The sequence below is a fragment of the Mesorhizobium sp. WSM4833 genome, from assembly GCF_055811095.1.
The window spans coordinates 1-18,172 of sequence record NZ_JBVVQG010000010.1 but is presented as its reverse complement, the minus strand read 5'-3'; the positions used below and the strand labels follow the sequence as shown (position 1 = coordinate 18,172).

The 18,172-nt window shown below is 63.9% G+C and carries 20 protein-coding genes; 9 read left to right on the top strand and 11 right to left on the bottom strand.

Features of this window, described 5'->3' with window-relative positions:
* Nucleotides 1–103: 103 nt before the first annotated feature.
* Nucleotides 104–385 (top strand): hypothetical protein, encoded by a 282-nt coding sequence (locus AC0L2D_RS20820; RefSeq protein ID WP_244506871.1) that lies wholly within the window; start codon nucleotides 104–106, stop codon nucleotides 383–385.
* A gap of 46 nt (nucleotides 386–431) precedes the next feature.
* Here AC0L2D_RS20820 and AC0L2D_RS20815 read toward each other — a convergent pair whose 3' ends face one another.
* Both AC0L2D_RS20815 and AC0L2D_RS20810 read right to left on the bottom strand, forming a co-directional pair.
* Complete coding sequence (locus tag AC0L2D_RS20815) at nucleotides 432–1,991, bottom strand: alkaline phosphatase D family protein (protein ID WP_473542358.1); 1,560 nt, start codon at nucleotides 1,989–1,991, stop codon at nucleotides 432–434.
* 195 nt (nucleotides 1,992–2,186) lie between these two features.
* Entirely contained in the window at nucleotides 2,187–3,470 is a 1,284-nt protein-coding gene (locus AC0L2D_RS20810) for an MFS transporter (protein ID WP_024504198.1), read from the bottom strand.
* Nucleotides 3,471–3,544: 74 nt separating this feature from the next.
* Between AC0L2D_RS20810 and AC0L2D_RS20805 the strand changes: the two genes are divergently transcribed.
* Together AC0L2D_RS20805 and AC0L2D_RS20800 are read left to right on the top strand one after the other, a co-directional pair.
* The gene (locus AC0L2D_RS20805) at nucleotides 3,545–4,162 is read left to right on the top strand and encodes a TetR/AcrR family transcriptional regulator (protein WP_013528999.1); all 618 of its coding nucleotides are present in this window, start codon (nucleotides 3,545–3,547) and stop codon (nucleotides 4,160–4,162) included.
* Nucleotides 4,163–4,206: 44 nt separating this feature from the next.
* Nucleotides 4,207–4,800, top strand: coding sequence for a hypothetical protein (locus tag AC0L2D_RS20800; RefSeq protein ID WP_024504196.1), 594 nt, complete (start codon nucleotides 4,207–4,209; stop codon nucleotides 4,798–4,800).
* Between the two features lie 9 nt (nucleotides 4,801–4,809).
* Here the strand turns inward: AC0L2D_RS20800 and ppa are convergent, their stop codons facing one another.
* From ppa to AC0L2D_RS20770, 6 genes are all read right to left on the bottom strand, one after another.
* Complete coding sequence (gene ppa, locus AC0L2D_RS20795; RefSeq protein ID WP_024504195.1) at nucleotides 4,810–5,343, bottom strand: inorganic diphosphatase; 534 nt, start codon at nucleotides 5,341–5,343, stop codon at nucleotides 4,810–4,812.
* Between the two features lie 112 nt (nucleotides 5,344–5,455).
* Nucleotides 5,456–5,962: a GNAT family N-acetyltransferase gene (locus tag AC0L2D_RS20790; RefSeq protein ID WP_013528996.1), complete on the bottom strand. Its 507-nt coding sequence runs from the start codon at nucleotides 5,960–5,962 to the stop codon at nucleotides 5,456–5,458.
* Nucleotides 5,963–6,080: 118 nt separating this feature from the next.
* On the bottom strand, nucleotides 6,081–6,719 hold the full coding sequence (locus tag AC0L2D_RS20785; protein ID WP_473542192.1) for a TPM domain-containing protein: 639 nt from the start codon (nucleotides 6,717–6,719) through the stop codon (nucleotides 6,081–6,083).
* An 8-nt stretch (nucleotides 6,720–6,727) separates the two neighbouring features.
* Nucleotides 6,728–7,606 carry a TPM domain-containing protein gene (locus tag AC0L2D_RS20780; protein WP_473542190.1) on the bottom strand — a complete coding sequence of 293 codons (879 nt, stop codon included), beginning with the start codon at nucleotides 7,604–7,606 and terminating at the stop codon, nucleotides 6,728–6,730.
* A gap of 4 nt (nucleotides 7,607–7,610) precedes the next feature.
* Nucleotides 7,611–8,435 (bottom strand): TPM domain-containing protein, encoded by an 825-nt coding sequence (locus AC0L2D_RS20775; protein WP_473542356.1) that lies wholly within the window; start codon nucleotides 8,433–8,435, stop codon nucleotides 7,611–7,613.
* Nucleotides 8,436–8,462: 27 nt separating this feature from the next.
* On the bottom strand, nucleotides 8,463–9,101 hold the full coding sequence (locus tag AC0L2D_RS20770) for a LemA family protein (protein WP_024504707.1): 639 nt from the start codon (nucleotides 9,099–9,101) through the stop codon (nucleotides 8,463–8,465).
* Between the two features lie 163 nt (nucleotides 9,102–9,264).
* Between AC0L2D_RS20770 and AC0L2D_RS20765 the strand changes: the two genes are divergently transcribed.
* The 6 genes from AC0L2D_RS20765 (at nucleotide 9,265) to AC0L2D_RS20740 (ending at nucleotide 14,553) form a co-directional block, all read left to right on the top strand.
* On the top strand, nucleotides 9,265–9,516 hold the full coding sequence (locus AC0L2D_RS20765; RefSeq protein ID WP_013528991.1) for a hypothetical protein: 252 nt from the start codon (nucleotides 9,265–9,267) through the stop codon (nucleotides 9,514–9,516).
* A 13-nt stretch (nucleotides 9,517–9,529) separates the two neighbouring features.
* On the top strand, nucleotides 9,530–10,414 hold the full coding sequence (gene pdxY / locus AC0L2D_RS20760) for a pyridoxal kinase PdxY (RefSeq protein ID WP_473542187.1): 885 nt from the start codon (nucleotides 9,530–9,532) through the stop codon (nucleotides 10,412–10,414).
* Nucleotides 10,411–11,178 carry a DUF429 domain-containing protein gene (locus AC0L2D_RS20755; protein WP_473542185.1) on the top strand — a complete coding sequence of 256 codons (768 nt, stop codon included), beginning with the start codon at nucleotides 10,411–10,413 and terminating at the stop codon, nucleotides 11,176–11,178. Before pdxY ends, AC0L2D_RS20755 begins: the two co-directional genes overlap by 4 nt.
* A gap of 148 nt (nucleotides 11,179–11,326) precedes the next feature.
* Entirely contained in the window at nucleotides 11,327–11,971 is a 645-nt protein-coding gene (locus AC0L2D_RS20750) for a carbonic anhydrase (protein ID WP_027037320.1), read from the top strand.
* Entirely contained in the window at nucleotides 11,968–12,402 is a 435-nt protein-coding gene (locus AC0L2D_RS20745; RefSeq protein ID WP_024504711.1) for a hypothetical protein, read from the top strand. Before AC0L2D_RS20750 ends, AC0L2D_RS20745 begins: the two co-directional genes overlap by 4 nt.
* Nucleotides 12,403–12,498: 96 nt before the next feature.
* A complete protein-coding gene (locus AC0L2D_RS20740; protein WP_063173308.1) occupies nucleotides 12,499–14,553 on the top strand; it encodes a M3 family metallopeptidase in 2,055 nt (684 codons plus the stop codon).
* Nucleotides 14,554–14,717: 164 nt separating this feature from the next.
* Here AC0L2D_RS20740 and AC0L2D_RS20735 read toward each other — a convergent pair whose 3' ends face one another.
* The 3 genes from AC0L2D_RS20735 to AC0L2D_RS20725 are packed head-to-tail and all read right to left on the bottom strand — an operon-like array spanning nucleotide 14,718 to nucleotide 17,909.
* The gene (locus AC0L2D_RS20735) at nucleotides 14,718–16,193 is read right to left on the bottom strand and encodes a M81 family metallopeptidase (protein ID WP_063173309.1); all 1,476 of its coding nucleotides are present in this window, start codon (nucleotides 16,191–16,193) and stop codon (nucleotides 14,718–14,720) included.
* Nucleotides 16,194–16,218: 25 nt separating this feature from the next.
* Entirely contained in the window at nucleotides 16,219–17,043 is an 825-nt protein-coding gene (locus AC0L2D_RS20730; RefSeq protein ID WP_473542182.1) for a carbohydrate ABC transporter permease, read from the bottom strand.
* On the bottom strand, nucleotides 17,040–17,909 hold the full coding sequence (locus tag AC0L2D_RS20725) for a carbohydrate ABC transporter permease (RefSeq protein WP_013528983.1): 870 nt from the start codon (nucleotides 17,907–17,909) through the stop codon (nucleotides 17,040–17,042). The genes AC0L2D_RS20730 and AC0L2D_RS20725 overlap by 4 nt, the downstream gene beginning before the upstream one ends.
* Nucleotides 17,910–18,172: the final 263 nt, after the last annotated feature.

The window sequence follows — 18,172 nt, the reverse complement described above, 5'->3', positions numbered from 1 at the left end:
GGAGGCGCGTCACCAAATACTCATCAAATCTTAAGCATCTGCGTGTGAGATGATTTTGTTAACCAAGGCGGGAACCCTTCGGGGCCCGGGCAGTTCGAACATCATGACCGACAAACTCAACCGATTCTGGCCGCTCATCGCCTCTGTTGCCTTCGCCGTCCTGCTGGCGGCCAACGCCGCGCAGTCGGCCGCGACGACGAAGGAATCACGGCCTGCCTTGCCGTCAGAGGCACAGTCGGCCGAGCAGATTTTCGCCGACGCGCCCGACGGCGTCGACCCGGTGGTGACCGGCCCGGTCAGCGCCGCCTTCAAGCAGCGGCAGGACGCCGCCAACTGCGACAGCGCCGTCTGGCCGAATATCTCCATGGTCTGCTACCCGGACTAAGACATCGCGCGCCCTAGACGCGCGACACCTTTCCATCAGCGCGCGCTTATGCCGACCGTACCGGGTCGAGCGTCACCTTGTAGAGTTCATTGTCTTCGCGATCCATCAGCCGCACCGTCATCTGCTCGCTGGCGCCTGAAATATCGACCAGCCCGAAGAATTGCAGACCTGCCGAGGGCGGCAGGTTCTGTCCCTGTTCGGCGGTCGGCGCCTTGATGAACTTCAGCTCCGGACCGAACGTCATGTCGAAATCGTTCGGCCCGAATGTTCCGGCATGGATCGGACCCGAAACGAATTCCCAGAACGGATTGAAATCCTGGAACTGCGCCTTGTCCGGGTTGTAATAATGCGCGGCCGTGTAATGCACGTCGGCGGTGAGCCAGACGGTGTTGCTGATGCCGGCATTCTTGATGAAGCGCAGCAGGTCGGCGATCTCGAGCTCACGCCCTTTTGGCAAGCCATTGTCGCCATTGCTGACTGCTTCGGCACCAACCTTCTTGGTGCCGTCGTCCCAGACGACGAGGCCGAGCGGCATGTCGGCGGCGATGATTTTCCAGGTCGCCTTCGAATTCGCCAGTTCGCGCTTCAGCCATTTCGTCTGCTGTTCGCCGAGCATGCGCGATTGCGGCGTCATCTCATCCTGCATGTCGGGACCATTGGGGCCGCGATAGGAGCGCATGTCGAGGAAGAACACGTCGAGCAGCGGCCCGTAGGCGATCTTGCGATACACGCGGCCGGGCTCGGAAGGTTCGTAGCGGATCGTCGTCATCTCGTGGAAAGCCCGCGCCGCACGGGCCGCCAGCACGTGGATGGATTTTTCCGTATAGCGGCTGTCGGCGCTGAGATCCTTCGAATCCGACCAGTTGTTCAGGACTTCATGGTCATCCCACTGGTAGAAAGTCGGGCAGATGGCGCTGAGACCGAGCACGTTCCTGTCCATCATGTTGTATTTCCACTGGTCCCGGTATTCGTCCAGCGTCTCGGCAACCTTGCGCTTGCCGTCGATCAGCACGACGTTCTTCCACTTGCCGCCGCCGGGCAGGTCGACCTCGTCCTTCATGGCGCCGTCGGCATAGATGGTGTCGCCCGAATGAAGGAAGAAGTCGGGCGTGTGCTTGCCGATCGTGGCGTAGGTCTTCATGCCGGTCTCATCGATGCCCCAGCCCTGGCCGGCGGTGTCGCCCGACCAGGCAAAGCGGATGTCGCGCTTCGAGGCCGGCGCCGTCCTGAAGCGCCCGGTGATCGGCTCGGAAACGGCGTTGATGTCGGCGAGATCGGCTGCCGTCATGCGATAGAAGATATCCTGGTCCGAAGCGAGGTCGGTGAGCAGCCGCTTGACGGTGTAGTCGCTGGCCGGCGACGTATCGAGCGGCGCCACGCGTGTCGCAGTGGCGAAGTTCTCCGTCGACGACACTTCGAACATGACGCGCGACGGGCGATCGGTGCGCGTCCACACCATGCCGCTGGTTGCGTCGACATCGCCGGACTGGACGCCATGGGTGAAGGCCGGCCGCTGACTGGCGCGCGAATAGTAGGGCAGCGCCAGGCTCGAGACGCCGGCCAGGCCAACGGCGCTGGCGGAGGTGACGAAAGCGCGGCGAGTCATCGAAAGCTTGTTCACGGCTGTCTCCTGGATGGCTTGAACGGTGCCACCAAAATCCAGCGTCAATGTTTCAGGGACATCTCGGGATCATGAAGTTTTTCTGACGATCAACAGGCGGGTGGGCGTTTGCGCGGACGGCGAAGCTGCCGATCTTCCTCCGTGTGGGGGAGATGGCAGCTTGGCCGGTAGCGCCTCTCCCTACGCCGCCTGCGGCTCCGGCTCGAATGCCGGCTTGCTGGTGTTGATCAGCAGCGAGATACAGGCAGCGGCTATTGCCGTCATGCCGGCGATCAGGAAGGCCAGTTCGTAATTGCCCTGCAACTCGCGCATGGTGCCACCGAAGGCGGCGGCGGTCGCCGCACCGATCTGGTGGCCGGCGACGATCCAGCCGAACACGATCGGCCCACTGCGATCGCCGAACGCCTCATTGGCGAGCCTCAGAGTCGGCGGCACGGTGGCGATCCAGTCGAGACCGTAGAGCACGGCGAAGATGATCAGGCTGGTCGCTGAGAAGCCGGAATAGGGCAGGTAGATCAGCGACAGGCCACGGATGCCGTAATAGACGCCGAGCAGCTTGCGCGGGTCGAAACGGTCGGTGAGCCAGCCCGACAATGTCGTGCCGATCAGATCGAAAATGCCCATCATCGACAGCAGGCCGGCGGCCTGCACCTCGCCAATGCCCATGTCGCCGCAAAACGCGATCAGATGCGTGCCGACCAGCCCGTTGGTGGTGAAGCCGCAGACGAAGAAGGTGGCGAACAGATACCAGAACACCCGCGTGCCGGCAGCACGGCGCAGCGTCGAGAACGTATGCGCCAGAAAGTTGCCCTGTGACGCAGGCGGGGTCGGCGGCACATCGTCAGCCTCGGCGCCATAGCGCACCATGCCGATCGATGCCGGCCGCTCCGGCACCAGCAGCCAGACCAGCGGTATCAGGGCAGCGGTCGCGATCGCGACCGCAATGACAACCGGCTGCCAGCCGCCCGACTGTGCCAGAGCGGCGATCAGCGGCAGGAACACCAGCATGCCCGAGGCACTGGAGGCCGACATCAATCCCATGACAAGGCCGCGATTGGTCTTGAACCAGCGATTGACGATGGTCGCGCCGAGCACGCTGGCGACGGCACCGGAACCAATGCCCGAGAACACGCCCCAGGTGATGAACAGATGCCACGGCTTGGTCATCAGCAGGCTGAGCATGGTCGAGCCCGACATCACCACCAGCGAGGCGAGCAGCGTGCGGCGCAGCCCGATGCGCTCCATCAGGGCTGCGGCAAATGGCCCCGTCAAACCGTAAAGCAGAATGCCGACACCGGCGGCCAGGGAGATGATGTCGCGGCGCCAGCCGAAACTGTTCTCGAGTGGCAGCATCATGACCGAGGGTGCGGAGCGCAGGCCAGCCGCGACCAGCAGGCTGAGGAAGATGACGCCGACCACGACGAAAGCGTAGCGCTGGCCAAAGGGGCGAGATTGAGTTATCATGTTACTGACCGGTACGTTGCAGGGTGGGAACATGTATACGTACCGATCGGTAACATTGTCAATCGAGTCACACGATGCCAACCGACAAAAATATTGAACTGACCATCAGCGACGGTCATGCATCCGCTCCGCCGAAAGCCGCCAAGAAGATCCTCGATGTGGCCTATGACCTGTTCTACCGGCGCGGCATCAGGGCGATCGGCGTCGACGAGATCGTCAAGCGTGCCGGCGTCACCAAGCCCAGCCTCTACCGCAGCTTTCCGTCCAAGGACGAACTGGCCGCTTCCTATCTCAGGCAATATGACCGTGAATACTGGGAGCGCTTCGACGAAGCGGTCGCCGCTCATCCCGGCGACCCGCGCGCTCAGATCAAGGCTTTCCTGACCCGCATCGGCAAGCGCACGCAGGTGGCGGACTATCGCGGCTGCGGCATGACCAACGCGGCGGTCGAATATCCCGACCACAGCCATCCGGCCCGCGTGGTCAGCGAGGCCAACAAGCAGGAACTGCGCCGCCGCCTGCGCGCCATGGCGGCTGCGATGGGCGCGCAAGACCCAGACACGCTCGGCGACGGCCTGCTGCTGCTGATCGAGGGGGCCTATATCAGCGGCCAGTTGTTCGGCCTCGGCGGTCCGGCGCAAGCGGTTGCCCGCAATGCCGACCTGCTGATCGAAGCCAGCTTGAAGAAATAGCGTTTGGCGCTACGCTGCATGGCTTGCAACGGAGATTGACCGCCATGCGTGCCATTCTGATCCCGCTTGTTCTGGTCAGTCTCGGTCAGGCGGCGCAAGCCGACGGCATTTCCAGCGCCTACACCGATCTGGATTCGAAAACGGACTGCGTGACCTACGCGCAGGCAGAAGAAGGCGACGGCGACTGGGCCGAACTCGCCTGTTCAGGCTATCGCGGCTATCCCGTACTGATCGCCTATGACGACGCCCGTGAATCGCTGTTCTACGGTTTTCCGCCCGGCGGCGACATGACGACGGTCTGGGAAAGCTTTTCCGGCCTCAATTCGTCCGGAGCCAAAGTCGAATGGCGCATCGAAACCAAGGGCGACACGGCAGTGCCCTATGCCGTCATCCATCGCCGCTCGATCAGCAATCCCGAGGACGAGAAAAAGCCGACCGAGGTGCTGCTCGTCGCCAAGGTCGGCCAGATGGACGCCCGCGACGGCTGCACCGTCGGCCTGGTGCTGGCCACCGGCAATCCCGCCGCCAACGACCAGGCGCGCAAGCTTGCCGACGACAAGGCACGCACCTTCGCCTGCGGCAAGGACAGACACACCGTCATCGGCAAAGTGCCGGCCTTCGGCCGGGTCGACAACTGACGGATCGGGCTACTTGTTCGCCTTGGCCCGCTCGATCGCGTCGACGATCATCTTCTTGGCATATTTGGAATCGTGCCAGCCTTCGATCTTGACCCATTTGCCGGGCTCTAGATCCTTGTAGTGCTCGAAGAAGTGCTGCACCTGCTGGCGCGTAATGTCGGGCAGCTGAGTGTATTCGGTGACGTTCTCGTAACGCAGCGTCAGTTTTGGCGACGGCACGGCGATGATCTTCTCATCCTGGCCGGCATTGTCTTCCATGATCAGCACCCCGATCGGCCGCACGTTGATGACGCAGCCCGGCACCAGCGCGCGCGTGTTGCAGACCAGCACGTCGATCGGATCGCCGTCGCCCGACAGCGTGTGCGGCACGAAGCCGTAATTGCCGGGGTAGCGCATCGAGGTGTGCAGGAAGCGGTCGACGAACAGCGTGCCGGCCTCCTTGTCCATCTCGTACTTGATCGGCTCGCCGCCGATCGGCACCTCGATGATGACGTTGACGTCCTCAGGCGGATTCTTTCCGCTGGCTATGGCTTCAATGCGCATGGCTTAAATCCCTCTCTCGATGGACGATCGATAGCGGGCGGCGCGTCATGGTGCAATGCGGCGAATGGTGCTGGATGCGAATGGAACGCCCAATTGCCGAAAGGCCGGGTTGTCATTCCCAGACGAAAGCGACCTTCTTCAGCGCCTTCTGCTCGAAGATCTCGACGCCCTCGGCGACATCGCGGCCACCGGCGCCGGCATAGAAGGCAAGCGCGTTCTGGTTGTCCTCCAGCGCCCACACGACCATGCCTTTCAGCCCGTGATCGGCCAGCCGCGCCTTGGCCGCCGAAAACAGGCGGCTGCCGAGCCCGATGCCCTGATATTCCGGGCGCAGGTACAATTCGTAGATTTCGCCCTGCTGGCGCAGTTCACGGGCGCGGTTCTTGCCGATCGTCGCATAGCCGGCGATCTTGCCGCCGATTTCGACGACCAGAACGGTGGCGGCGCGGCGAATCGCATTCGCCCACCAGTCGGCGCCACGGCGGTTGATCATCGATGTCAGGGTCCGGTGCGGAATGATGCCGGAATAGGCGCCGCGCCAGGCTTCCAGATGCACCTCGGCGATGGCACTGGCATCGCGCGGGTCGGCTTTCCGGATGTCGATCGTCAGCGTATTCATGATTTGTTAACCATAAACCCGCATCGCCCGATTGCAAGGGTCCGGGCGGCCAGCCGGCTGCTTTCTCACAGGCGATCACCGCCCTGGTGAGGGGCCTTCAAGACTTCTGTGGAAAGGCTCAAATCTCGACGAGATGGTCGTCGAGCTCGTTGCTGTCGCCCGCAGTGACCGGGAAATGCTCGGCCAGCACCGCACCCACCAACTCGATCGCGTTGACGAAGCCGTCGGCAAGCCGGTCGTCGCCGGCATGCGCGGTAAGGTCGCGCACGACGCCGTCCCAGACATGCTGGCCGACCTTGGCGTCGATACCCGAATCGGCAACCACCTCGGCATAGCGCTCGGCGATCGAGACGAAGACCAGCACGCCGGTGCGCGCCGTGGTGCGGTGGACGTTGCGGGCGAGGAACTGCTTGATCGCGTTGGCGTGCGCCGCCTGGTAGCGCAGCCGCCTCGGCACCAGGTGGATGCGCATACCAGGCAGCGCCCACAACAAGGCCAGCACGCAGGCAAGCGCCAGGAGCTGGGCGAGGACGAAATGCGGCAGCCGGATCGACAGCCACCAGGCCTCCAGACCGTAGCCGACCGCCAGGCTGACGATCAGCATGCACACGGTCGCCATGAAGGCGGCCGGGAAGAAATAGCCGTCGCTGGCATGCGCCACGACACAGTAGATTTCGCCGTCGGTTTTCTCCTCGGCGGCGCGGATCGCGGTTGCGATGCGCTCATGATCCTGCGGGCTGATTGGTCGTGTTGCCATGATCTGTCTCACCAGCTTCCTGAAGAACCGCCACCACCGGACGAGCCGCCGCCACCGGAAAATCCGCCACCGCCGCTTGACCCCGAGGACCAGCCACTGCCCGAACCCGAAGACCAGCCGCCGCCCGACGATGAACCGGTTGTCCAGCCAGTGCCCGAGTACCCGCTCGGCCCGCGGCCATAACGAAACGTCATGCCCAGCCATTTGTACACGCCCGGCGACAATTTCGTGCCGAACATCGGCGGCAGGAACGCCATCGCCATCCCGCCGAAGAACATCGTCGCCCACAGCATCAGGAACACGGCAAAGATCGGATCGATGGACGTGCCGTCATCGGCGGGATTGCGCTTGCCCCGCGCTTCCAGTTCTTCGGGATTGCCCTCCAGCACCATGACCATGTCGTCGACGGCTTTGCTGATGCCGCCGGAGAAGTCCCCGGCGCGGAAGGCCGGCACCATGTCATTCTCGATGATGAGCTTGGTGTGCAGGTCGGTCAGCGTGCCTTCCAGCCCATAACCGACCTCGATGCGCATCTTGCGGTCGTTCGGGGCAACCAGCAGCAGCACGCCATTGTTCTCGCCCGCCTGGCCAAGTTTCCAGAAGCGGAACAGCCGATTGGCGTAGGGCTCGATCTCCTCGCCATCGAGGCTGGGAATCGTCGCGACGACGATCTGGTCGGAACCTTTCGTCTCGAAGTCGGCGAGCTTCCGCGTCAGCGCCGTCTTGGTCGCGGCGTCGATGATGCCGGCATTGTCGACGACACGGCCGGTCAGCGCCGGCAAGTCGGTCGCGTAGGCCATGACGCAGGAGAACAGCACGACCGCAGCAATCAGGACGGCCGAGGCGAGGCGGTCGCGTTTCGACAGGCTGATGCTGGATACCATCATGCCATCACCAGCTTCCCGACGAGCCGCCGCCGCCGGACGAACCGCCGCCGCCGGAAAAGCCTCCCCCGCTGCTTGACCCCGAAGACCAGCCGCCGCCGGAACTCCCCGACGACCAGCCGCCACTGGAGGATCGCCGGCTTGGCTCGAAGGTCATGCCAAGCCAGCGGTAGCGGCCGGGGCCAAGCTTCTGGCCGAAGATCGGCGGCAGCACGGAAGCCGCAATGCTGCCGAAGAAGATGATCGCCCAGATGCTGATGAAGACGGCGAAGAACAGGTCGTCGGAATCGAAAGGCGCTTGCTGGTTGCGCTCGCCGCGCGCCTCCAGTTCTTCGGGATTGCCCTCCAGCACCATGACCATGTCATCGACGGCCTTGCTGATGCCGCCGGAGAAGTCCCCGGCGCGGAAGGCCGGCACCATGTCATTTTCGATGATCAGCATGGTGTGCAGGTCGGTCAGCGTGCCTTCCAGCCCATAGCCGACCTCGATGCGCATCTTGCGGTCGTTCGGGGCCACCAGCAGCAGGACGCCATTGTTTTCCTTCGCCTGGCCGAGCTTCCAGAAGCGGAACAGCCGGTTGGCGTAAGGCTCGATCTCCTCGCCATCGAGGCTGGGAATCGTCGCGACGACGATCTGGTCGGAGCCTTTTGTCTCGAAATCGGCGAGTTTTTGGGTCAGCGCCGCCCTGGTCGCGGCGTCGATGATGCCGGCATCGTCGACGACACGGCCGGTCAGCGCCGGGAGATCGGCCGCGAGGGCCGAGAACGGCAGCACAAGGACGAGGAGGACGACTGCGACAAGACGAATGACGCGCCGCCTCTCACCGGCCAGCAAGATCACGACGTTTGGCCCCGCCGTTCACCCGCCCTGCTTCGTGCCGAAATCGACCTTCGGCGGCTGCATCTTGTCTTCGGCGACGGTGAAATTGGCGAAGGGCTCGTTGCCGCGGAACCAGAAGGTCGCCCACAGCACCGAGGGGAACGTCCTCAGCGTCAGATTGTAGTCCCTGACCGCCTGGATGTAATCGCGCCGCGACACCGCGATGCGGTTCTCGGTGCCTTCGAGCTGCGCCTGCAGCGCCAGGAAGTTCTGATTGGCCTTGAGGTCCGGATAGGCCTCCGAGACCGCGATCAGCCGCGACAGCGCGCTGGTCAGCCCCGCCTGGGCATCCTGGAACTTCTTGAGGGCTTCGGGATCCTTCAGCGTTTCCGGTGTTACCGTGATCTGCGTTGCCTTGGCGCGTGCCTCGACCACCGCGTCGAGCGTATCCTTTTCATGCGAGGCATAGCCCTTGACCGTCTCGACCAGGTTGGGGATGAGGTCGGCGCGGCGCTGATACTGGTTCAGCACCTCGCTCCATGCCGCCCTGGCATTTTCTTCCGCCGTCGGGATGGTGTTATAGCCGCAGCCTGCAAGCAGCGGCAGCACGATCGCCATCATCAGGAAGGCGGGCAGCGTGCGGAACGTGGACGGCAAGGCAAGGCGCTGGGCAAACATGATGGGGTCCCTCGGTAGAAGTTGCACGCGAAGCATTACCACAATCAGCGCGCAAGAAAACCGCCCGCGCCGGCAGCCCCTCGCCTGGCACGCCCGGTGCCGCTGCAAGGCTCTGTGATTGGCCGTGCGAACGCGATAAGGTCCGGCAAAACGGGACATCATCATGGCGGAACGCCAGGACAGCGACAAGGAATCGCGCCGTATCCTCGAGCGCATTGCGCGCGAGACGGATCCGGCCGGCAACTCGTTTGTAGCGCGGGCAGCGAAAGGCATGCACGATCACGTCACCGCGGCCGATGCCGATCGTGCCGATCCGATCGAAGTCTGGGGCACCCGCTTTGGCCGCACGCTGGGCCTGCTACTGGCGCTGGGCCTGATGGTCTGGCTCGTGCTTTACGTCATCCGGGGCAGTTAGGAATCAAACGACAATGAGCGCCGAACAAACCGACGCGCCGCGTGCGGTCATCGTCATTTCCAGCCATGTCGCGCGTGGCTCGGTCGGCAACCGTGCCGCCGTCTTTGCGCTGGAGACCCTGGGGTTCCCGGTCTGGGCGGTGCCGACCGTCATCTTGCCCTGGCATCCCGGCCATGGGCGCGCGACGCGCATCGTGCCGCCGCTCGACGAGTTCAAGGCTCTGATGGCCGATCTCGAGCGGGCGCCATGGCTGGGTGAGGTCGGCGCCGTGCTGTCCGGCTATCTCGGCGAGGCGGGCCAGGCCGAGGCCGTCGCCTCGCTGGTCGCCGCGGTCAAGGCAAGGACGTCCGGCGCCGTCTATATCTGCGATCCGGTGATGGGTGATTCGGGCGGCCTCTATGTGCCCGAACCGACCGCCATCGCCATGCGCGATCGGCTGATGCCGATCGCCGACATAGCCACCCCTAACCGCTACGAACTGGAATGGATGGCCGGCGCCGCGTTGCCAGACATGAAATCGGTGATCGCGGCGGCGCTGCACGCCGGACCATCGACCATGCTGGTCACCTCGGCGCCGTCGATGATGACGGGCGGCACCGGCAACCTCCTGCTCGATAACAGCCAGGCGCTGCTCGCCGAACATCGCCTGATCGACAAGCCGCCGAATGGCCTGGGCGATCTGACTGCGGCCGTTTACCTGGCACGCATCCTGTCCGGCCAGCCACCGATCAAGGCGCTGCAATCGACGACGGCGGCGGTCTACGAGATCCTGGCACGCACCGCCAAGCGCGGCGGCGACGAACTGCAGCTCGAAACCGATGCGCAGAGCCTGTCGCATCCGATGGCGATGGTCCAGCTTCGCCACCTCACACATCCAGGGCGGGGCCGCCGGGCGTGACATCGACTGAGGCCGTACTTGTCGGCGTCGATGGCTGCAAGGCCGGCTGGATCGCCGTCCGACGAACTTTTGGCATGGCACCGTCGGTCGGTGTCTTTGCAACCTTCACTGCCCTGCTCGCATCCCTTCCCGAAGACGCTATCATCGCCGTCGACATGCCGATCGGCCTGCCCGGCTTTTCGGGCAAGGGCGGTCGCGGCCCCGAAGCGCTGGTGCGGCCGCTGCTCGGGGCACGCCAGTCCAGTGTCTTCTCGATCCCGTCCCGTGCCGCGCTCTATGCCGACACCAACGGCTTCACCACCATCGAAGCCTGGTATGCCGCGCACGTCAGGGCAAGCGCGATGGCCCTGACCACATCCGATCCGCCGCGCGGCGTCTCGATCCAGGCGTTCGGCATTTTTGCCAAGATCCGCGAGATCGACGCCCTGCTGATCGCGCCCGATTTGCGCAGCCGCGTGTTTGAATCGCACCCGGAAGTCGCTTTCTGCCGCTTGAACGGCGATCAAGCCATGCAACTGCCGAAGAAGATCAAGGGCAGCATCAATCCGGCCGGCATGGCGGAACGCAAGGCGCTGCTCTGCCGGCACGGCTATGATAAGGGCTTTCTCGACCAGCCGCCGCCCCGCGGTGCCGCCGCTGATGACTTCCTCGACGCAGCCGCGATGACGCTGATCGCCGGTCGCATCGTCGGCGGCGAGGCGCGGCCGTTTCCCGACCCGCCGGGCCGCGACAGCTTTGGCATTCCCGTCGCCATCTGGGCGTGACGCTGTTGGCCACGGTTGCGCTCGATGCATGGCATTTCTAGCCAGCCCTCATAATTCTGCATTGCTCGCGACCGGCTTTTGCCGCTAGAGCCTCTCTAGACCGCAACGAGCTGCCGCATCCAACCCGGAAAGGCTCCAGACGCCGCCCATGTCCCATCTCCCTGAACATCTTCTCGCCGGCTATCGCAATTTCATGAATGGCCGCTATCTCACCGAGAGCGGACGCTATCGCGATCTCGCTCGCGAAGGCCAGGCGCCGGAGACGATGATCGTCGCCTGCTGCGATTCGCGTTCGGCGCCCGAGGCGATCTTCGACGCGGGGCCGGGCGAACTCTTCGTTCTGCGCAATGTCGGCAATCTGGTGCCGCCCTATGCACCCGACGGCGAGTTCCATTCGACCTCGGCGGCGCTTGAATTCGCCGTGCAGAGCCTCAAGGTCAAGAACATCGTCGTCATGGGCCATGGCCGCTGCGGCGGCATCCGGGCGGCGCTCGACAGCAATTCCGCGCCGCTGTCGCCGGGCGACTTCATCGGCAAGTGGATGAGCCTGATCGCGCCGGCGGCCGAAACCGTCTCCTCCAGCACCTTCATGACCGCCTCGGAGCGCCAGACCGCGCTGGAGCGCATCTCGATCCGCTATTCCATCGCCAACCTCAGAACCTTTCCCTGCGTCTCGATTCTCGAAGGCAAGGGACGGCTGTCGCTGCATGGGGCCTGGTTCGATATCTCGACCGGCGAACTCTGGACGATGAACAAGGAGACTGGCGATTTCGAACGGCCGGAACTGGGATGAACGCGGCGGCGCGCAAGCTGGTGAACATCAGGTCGGTCGCTTTTGCGGCGGCCGCACTGCTGCTGGCGATTATTGCCGCCCGCGCCGATGATCGTGCCCTCATCAGCCGCTGGTATTCGGCGCTGCTGGTCGCCGACCGCACGGAACTGTCCGACCTGCTCGCCGACGATGTCCGCATCAAGCTGGACGACCTCGGCATCGTGCAGAGCAAGCAGGAATTCATCGCTTCGATCGACGAATGGAAAGGTGCCGTTGCCGGTGCTGCGATCCGGCACCGGATCGAGAAAAGCGAAGGCGGCGTCACCACGGTAGTCGCCTGCTACGATTTCCCCAACAACGACATGCTGATGCAGGAAACTTTCGCGGTCACCGACAACCGCATCACCGCCAGTTCACAAGCGGCGATCGCCGAAAACTGCGACGGCTTTTGAGGGCGATATCGGCCAAATCCGCATATTGCGGGTCCGCCGGCCGCGCCCTACATCGGGTACGACCCGCCTGCCTGCTCCACCAACGAAAGACTGTCCATGCCTTCCACGAAAGCCGTCGACCTCGCCGCCCATCCGCTGACCGCGTGGCAGGGGCCGCTCGGCCTGCCCGATTTCACGCGCATTGGCGACGGCGACTTCTCCCCGGTCTTCGACGCGGCGCTGAAGGCGCACGAGGCCGAGATCGAGGCGATCGCCGGCAACAAGGATGCGCCGACCGTCGAGAACACGCTTGCCGCGCTGGAACTCGGCGGCGAAGCGCTCGATCGTGTCTCGTCGATCTTCTGGTGCCGCGCCGGCGCCTACACCAACGAGACGATCCAGGCGCTGGAGCGCGACATCTCGCCGAAAATGTCCAGGCATTTCTCGGCGATTTCAATGAATGAGCGGCTGTTTGCCCGCATCGACGATCTCTACCAGCGCCGTGAGAGCCTGAAGCTCGACGCAGAGACCTTGCGGGTGCTGGAAAAGACCTGGAAGGGCTTCGTCCGTTCCGGCGCCAAGCTCGACGCCGACGGCAAGAAGCGGCTGGCAAGCATCAGCGAGGAATTGTCCTCGCTCGGCACAGCTTTCGGCCAGAATGTTCTGGCCGACGAGCGCGACTGGGCGCTGTTCCTCGATGAAGCCGACCTTGCCGGCCTGCCGGACTTCGTGAAAAGCTCCATGGCCGAGGCCGCCGAAATGCGTGGGCAGAAGGGCCGCTATGCCGTCACTCTGTCGCGCTCGATCTATGAGCCGTTCTCGACCTTCTCCGAACGCCGCGATCTGCGCGAGATCGCCTTCCGCGCCTTCACCATGCGCGGCCAGAATGGCGGCGCCACCGACAACACGAACGTGGTGCGCGACATGCTGCGCCTGCGGGCCGAAAAGGCAAAGCTGCTCGGCTACGCCTCTTTCGCCGCGCTGAAGCTCGACGACACCATGGCCAAGACGCCGAAGGCCGTGCACGCGCTGCTCGATCCGGTGTGGGAAAAGGCGCTTGAGAAGGCAGCAAGCGACCAGATCGAATTGCAACGGCTGGCCACCGCAGCCGGCAGCAACGAAAAATTCGCTGCCTGGGACTGGCGCTTCTACCAGGAGAAGCTGCGCGCGGAGAAATTCGCCTTCGACGAGGCGGAACTGAAACCTTATCTGCAGCTCGACCGGATCATCGACGCTTGCTTCGACGTGGCGACACGGCTGTTCGGCATCACCTTCGAAGAGAAAAAGGGCATCGCGGCCTGGCATCCGGACGCCCGCGTCTTCGTGGTGAAGAATGCCGACGGCAGCGAGCGCGGCCTGTTCCTGGCCGACTATTTCGCCCGGCCGTCAAAGCGATCCGGCGCCTGGATGAGCGCGTTGCAATCCGGCTATAGGCTCGGCCACGGTGCAAGCCCGGTCATCTACAACATCATGAACTTCGCCAAGCCGCCGGTGGGCGAGCCGGCTCTGCTGTCGGTCGACGAGGCCAAAACGCTGTTCCACGAATTCGGCCATGCGCTGCACGGCATGCTGACCGACGTCACCTGGCCCTCGGTTTCGGGCACTTCGGTCAGCCGTGATTTCGTCGAATTGCCCTCGCAGCTCTACGAGCACTGGCTGACCGTGCCGGCAGTGCTGGAGAAGCACGCGCTGCACGTCAAGACCGGCAAGCCGATGCCCAAGGCGCTGCTCGACAAGATGCTGGCCGCGCGCACCTTCGGCGCCGGCTTCGCCACGGTCGAATTCACCGCCTCCGCCTTGATGGACATGGCCTATCACGCGCGGGCGGAGGCGCCTGAAGCGCCGCTTCGTTTCGAAGCCGAAACGCTTGCAGAACTGCATATGCCGGACACCATAGCCATGCGTCACCGCACGCCGCATTTCGGCCATGTCTTTTCCGGCGAAGGCTATTCGGCCGGCTACTATTCCTACATGTGGTCGGAAGTGCTCGATGCCGATGCTTTTGCCGCCTTCGAGGAAACCGGCGACCCCTTCAACCCGGCGCTCGCCGAGCGGCTGCGCAAGAACATCTACGCCGCCGGCGGCTCGAAGGATCCGGAAGAACTCTACACCGCATTTCGCGGCAAGATGCCGTCGCCGGAAGCGATGATGGCCAAGCGCGGGCTGGCGTGATTGGCTTTCCCTTCCCCCCTTGTGGGGGAAGGTGGATCGGCGCGTAGCGCCGAGACGGATGAGGGGTGTTCCAGGAAATGCCAACGCCTCACTCCGCTGGAACACCCCTCATCCGACCTCGCTTCGCGAGGCCACCTCCTCCCACAAGGAGAGAAGGGAGAACCCTACACTTTCCACGGATCCGCAACCCTCGGCCACACCGGCCTTGTCAGCTTCTTGTAATCGGTCACCGCCGGATTGCTGGGATACGAACTCGGCGCCGAGACATAGATGATCTCGGCGGCGATCGGCTCGAAGCCGGCGTAGAAATGATTGGTCGACTTGATCAGCAGCATGTCCTTGGCTAGCGGATCGACGCCGATGTTGGAAAAGATATCCGGCTCGAAAGTCTGCGTGCGGTTGGTGTTGAGGATGATGTCGACCTCGGTGCCTTCGAGGCGGACCAGCGCCGTCGGCCCAAGCGTCACCCGGCTTGGCCCGAAACTCTGCCAGCCCTCCGCAACCGCCTTCAGCACGCGCACGCGCGCATCGATCGGCTCGCCGGCTTGCGGCCCGGCCTTGCCGCCGAAGCGCAGGTCGATGACTGCGCCCTCGCCTGCCGCCAGGCAGAAGGTGACCGCGATCGGATCCCAGATGGTCGCGACGGCGAACCTGTCCAGGCCACGCGCCAGCATCTGGCGCAGCACGAAGGTGCCGTCGCCGGGCACACCGCCGCCGGGATTGTCCCAGATATCGGCGATGACCACCGGCTTGCCCGGATTTTCTGTGCGCACGGCCAGCGCCCGATCGATGCCGTCGGCAGCACTCAGCATCGTCATCGCCGTCTTTTCGCGCAGCGCGTAGAGTTCCCGCCCGAGCCGTTCCGCCAGCGCGTCGCCCTTGGCCTTGTCATTGTCGGTGACGACCAGGATGCGCGTGCCCATCTCGGGCACATCGGCCGCCATGAAGCCGTGGATGACGGAGACCGACAGCACGCCGTCCTTGCCGTGCAGCGCCTTGATGCGATCGACGAAGGACCGCATCGGCTCGCGGCTGGTCGGCAGCACCTGGATCATGCGGCAGTCGAAGGTCGAAATGACAGGGTTGATCTCACCACGCACTGCTGCCAGGCCAAGCTCGACGACATGTTCGCCGCGCTCGTAGAAATCGGTGTGCGGAAATTCGAGGAAATAGGCGAGGATGTCGGAGGCCGCCACGCGCTTCGGTGTCAGATGGCTGTGCGGATCGAGTTCCACGGCGATCACCACCTCCGGCCCGACCATTGCGCGAACCCGTTCGAGCAGATCGCCTTCGCAATCGTCATAGCCTTGCGCCACCATGGCGCCATGCAGGCCGAGGATGACAGCATCGACCGGCAGCGCCGCCTTGAGCTGGCCCAGAATCTCGTCGCGCAATGCCTCATAGGTCTGCCGCTGCACCAGGCCGCCGGGCTCGGCCCAGGTGGCGGTGCCTTCGATGACATCGAGGCCTTCGGCCACCGCACGCCGGCGTAGCGCCACCATCGGCGAGGAGCACAGCGTCGGCGTTTCCGGGTGCTTGCCGGGCCCGGCATAGAAGGCCATCTCGAACGAAGCCCTATCGGTCGGCACCGGCGAGAAGGTGTTGGTTTCCGTCGCCAGCGAGGCGGTGAAAATGCGCATGAAAGCTCCGTCCGTGAATAGGCGCTTATTTGACCGCCCCGAGCGCCAGGCCTCTGACGAGGTAGCGCTGCAGCCAGATGAACAGGATGGCCACCGGCAAGGTCGCCAGCAGCGTCGCGGCCATGACGTGATGCCATTCGATGGTGTAGCGGCCGGCGACCAGCGAAAACACCTGGATCGGCAGCGTGTAGCTTTCCTGGCTGCGCAGCATGGTGAGCGCCACGACGAACTCGTTCCAGGCGTTGATGAAGGTGAAGATCGCCGTCACCGCGATCGCCGGCAGGCAGAGCGGCAGGAACACCTTGCGCAAGGTCAGCCAGCGGCCGGCGCCCTCCATCCAGGCGGCTTCCTCGAGATCGCGCGGGATGGTGTCGAAGTAGCTCTGCAGCATCCACACCGTGAAGGCGACGTTGAAGGCCATGTAGATGAAGCCGAGCGCCGTCGTGCTCTCGACCAGGCCCCAGGCGGCCATCAGCCGGAACAGGCCGAGCACCAGCACGATCGGCGAGATCATCTGCGAAATCAGCAGGAACTGGCGCAAGGCGCCGTAGCCGGCAAAGCGGAAGCGCGACATCGCATAGGCCGCCGGAACCGAGATCAGGATGGCGCCGACGGTGGCGATTACAGACACGTAGAGCGAATTGAGCAACGCCTGGCCGAAGCCGGTCGCCACCCACATGTCGGAAAAATTCGACCAGCGGAATTCGCTCGGCCACCAGGTCGGCGACAGCACTTCCTGCCTCGGCTTGACCGCGGTCAGGAACATCACCGCGAAGGGAAAGAGCGTCACCGCGATCAGCGGCGCCAGCAGCAGCCAGGCGATGATCGAACGCTTGAGCTTGCTCGTCATGCGCGTTGCTCCCGCATCGCCAGCCGCACATAGATCATGGTGAAGACCAGCAAGATGGCGAACATCACCAGCGACACCGCCGATGCTTCGCCCAGCTTGCCGATGCGGAAGGCCAGCTTGTAGAGATGGGTGACCAGGATATCGGTCGAGTTGGCCGGCCCGCCCTGCGTCATCACCCAGATGATCGGGAAGGAATTGAAGACGTAGATGGTGTTGAGCACGATGGCGATGTTGATGAACGGTTTCAGGAGCGGAAAGGTGATTTCGCGGAACTGCTGCAGCGGCGTCGCCCCTTCAAGCGCCGCCGCCTCGTAGAGATCGTCCGGGATCGACGACAGCCCGCCGAGGAAGATCGTCGTCGTGAACGGCACCGTCACCAGGATGCCGATCAGCACTTGCATCGGAAAGGCGGTTTCGGCACTCGCCAGCCACTGGATGTTGTGATCGATGAGGCCGAGGCCGATCAGCGCCGAATTGAGCATGCCACTTTCGCCGCTCAGCGCCCAGCGCCAGACCACCGCAGTCATGGTCAGCGACACCGCCCAGGGCAGCATGATGATGACGCGGGCAATGCCGCGGCCATAGAAATCGGTGTTGAGGATCATTGCCACCGGGATCGACAAGAGAAGCGCGCCGCCGACCACCATCACCGTCCATTGGCCGGTGCGCCAAAGCGCGGCCGTGAAGTCGGGATCGGCAGCGAGTGCCGCGAAATTGGCGAGGTCGTTGAAGTCACGAAGCTGGCCGAAGCGGCTGACGTCATGCGTCGAGATCTGGATCAGGTCCCAGACCGGCCAGAAGATGACCACCGCCGCCAGAAACAGGCTGGGCAAGGTCAGGAGATAGGGCAAGAAACGATTTTGCATCGGCTGGCTTTGTACCGCGTTGCGAGGAGATTGGATTTCGCTGGCTTAACAGATTGACTTGGTCCGGCCTCGTTCTTCTCAGGGCACCGCTTCAGGATTCCTTGCAACCGTCGGCGCTGCCCTCACCTGCTCGTCCGTTCTCCGCAGCAGTTGCGGAAGGGCCCCTTTCCTCTCGCCCGTCGATCGGGGGAGAGCGACTATCTGGGGTGTCAAGTTGCACTCGCGAACTCGTTGCGCGCATCGCGTGCTTTTGCATTGAGGAT

Excerpts from the sequence above, each read along its gene's own strand:
- AC0L2D_RS20765 (WP_013528991.1), top strand. The coding sequence starts at position 9,265 with ATGGCGGAACGCCAGGACAGCGACAAGGAATCGCGCCGTATCCTCGAG.
- AC0L2D_RS20780 (WP_473542190.1), bottom strand. The coding sequence starts at position 7,606 with ATGATGGTATCCAGCATCAGCCTGTCGAAACGCGACCGCCTCGCCTCG.
- AC0L2D_RS20725 (WP_013528983.1), bottom strand. The coding sequence starts at position 17,909 with ATGCAAAATCGTTTCTTGCCCTATCTCCTGACCTTGCCCAGCCTGTTT.
- AC0L2D_RS20740 (WP_063173308.1), top strand. The coding sequence starts at position 12,499 with ATGCCTTCCACGAAAGCCGTCGACCTCGCCGCCCATCCGCTGACCGCG.
- AC0L2D_RS20810 (WP_024504198.1), bottom strand. The coding sequence starts at position 3,470 with ATGATAACTCAATCTCGCCCCTTTGGCCAGCGCTACGCTTTCGTCGTG.
- AC0L2D_RS20815 (WP_473542358.1), bottom strand. The coding sequence starts at position 1,991 with ATGACTCGCCGCGCTTTCGTCACCTCCGCCAGCGCCGTTGGCCTGGCC.
- AC0L2D_RS20790 (WP_013528996.1), bottom strand. The coding sequence starts at position 5,962 with ATGAATACGCTGACGATCGACATCCGGAAAGCCGACCCGCGCGATGCC.
- AC0L2D_RS20750 (WP_027037320.1), top strand. The coding sequence starts at position 11,327 with ATGTCCCATCTCCCTGAACATCTTCTCGCCGGCTATCGCAATTTCATG.
- AC0L2D_RS20805 (WP_013528999.1), top strand. The coding sequence starts at position 3,545 with ATGCCAACCGACAAAAATATTGAACTGACCATCAGCGACGGTCATGCA.
- AC0L2D_RS20800 (WP_024504196.1), top strand. The coding sequence starts at position 4,207 with ATGCGTGCCATTCTGATCCCGCTTGTTCTGGTCAGTCTCGGTCAGGCG.
- AC0L2D_RS20785 (WP_473542192.1), bottom strand. The coding sequence starts at position 6,719 with ATGGCAACACGACCAATCAGCCCGCAGGATCATGAGCGCATCGCAACC.
- AC0L2D_RS20730 (WP_473542182.1), bottom strand. The coding sequence starts at position 17,043 with ATGACGAGCAAGCTCAAGCGTTCGATCATCGCCTGGCTGCTGCTGGCG.
- AC0L2D_RS20770 (WP_024504707.1), bottom strand. The coding sequence starts at position 9,101 with ATGTTTGCCCAGCGCCTTGCCTTGCCGTCCACGTTCCGCACGCTGCCC.
- AC0L2D_RS20735 (WP_063173309.1), bottom strand. The coding sequence starts at position 16,193 with ATGCGCATTTTCACCGCCTCGCTGGCGACGGAAACCAACACCTTCTCG.
- ppa (WP_024504195.1), bottom strand. The coding sequence starts at position 5,343 with ATGCGCATTGAAGCCATAGCCAGCGGAAAGAATCCGCCTGAGGACGTC.
- AC0L2D_RS20745 (WP_024504711.1), top strand. The coding sequence starts at position 11,968 with ATGAACGCGGCGGCGCGCAAGCTGGTGAACATCAGGTCGGTCGCTTTT.
- pdxY (WP_473542187.1), top strand. The coding sequence starts at position 9,530 with ATGAGCGCCGAACAAACCGACGCGCCGCGTGCGGTCATCGTCATTTCC.
- AC0L2D_RS20820 (WP_244506871.1), top strand. The coding sequence starts at position 104 with ATGACCGACAAACTCAACCGATTCTGGCCGCTCATCGCCTCTGTTGCC.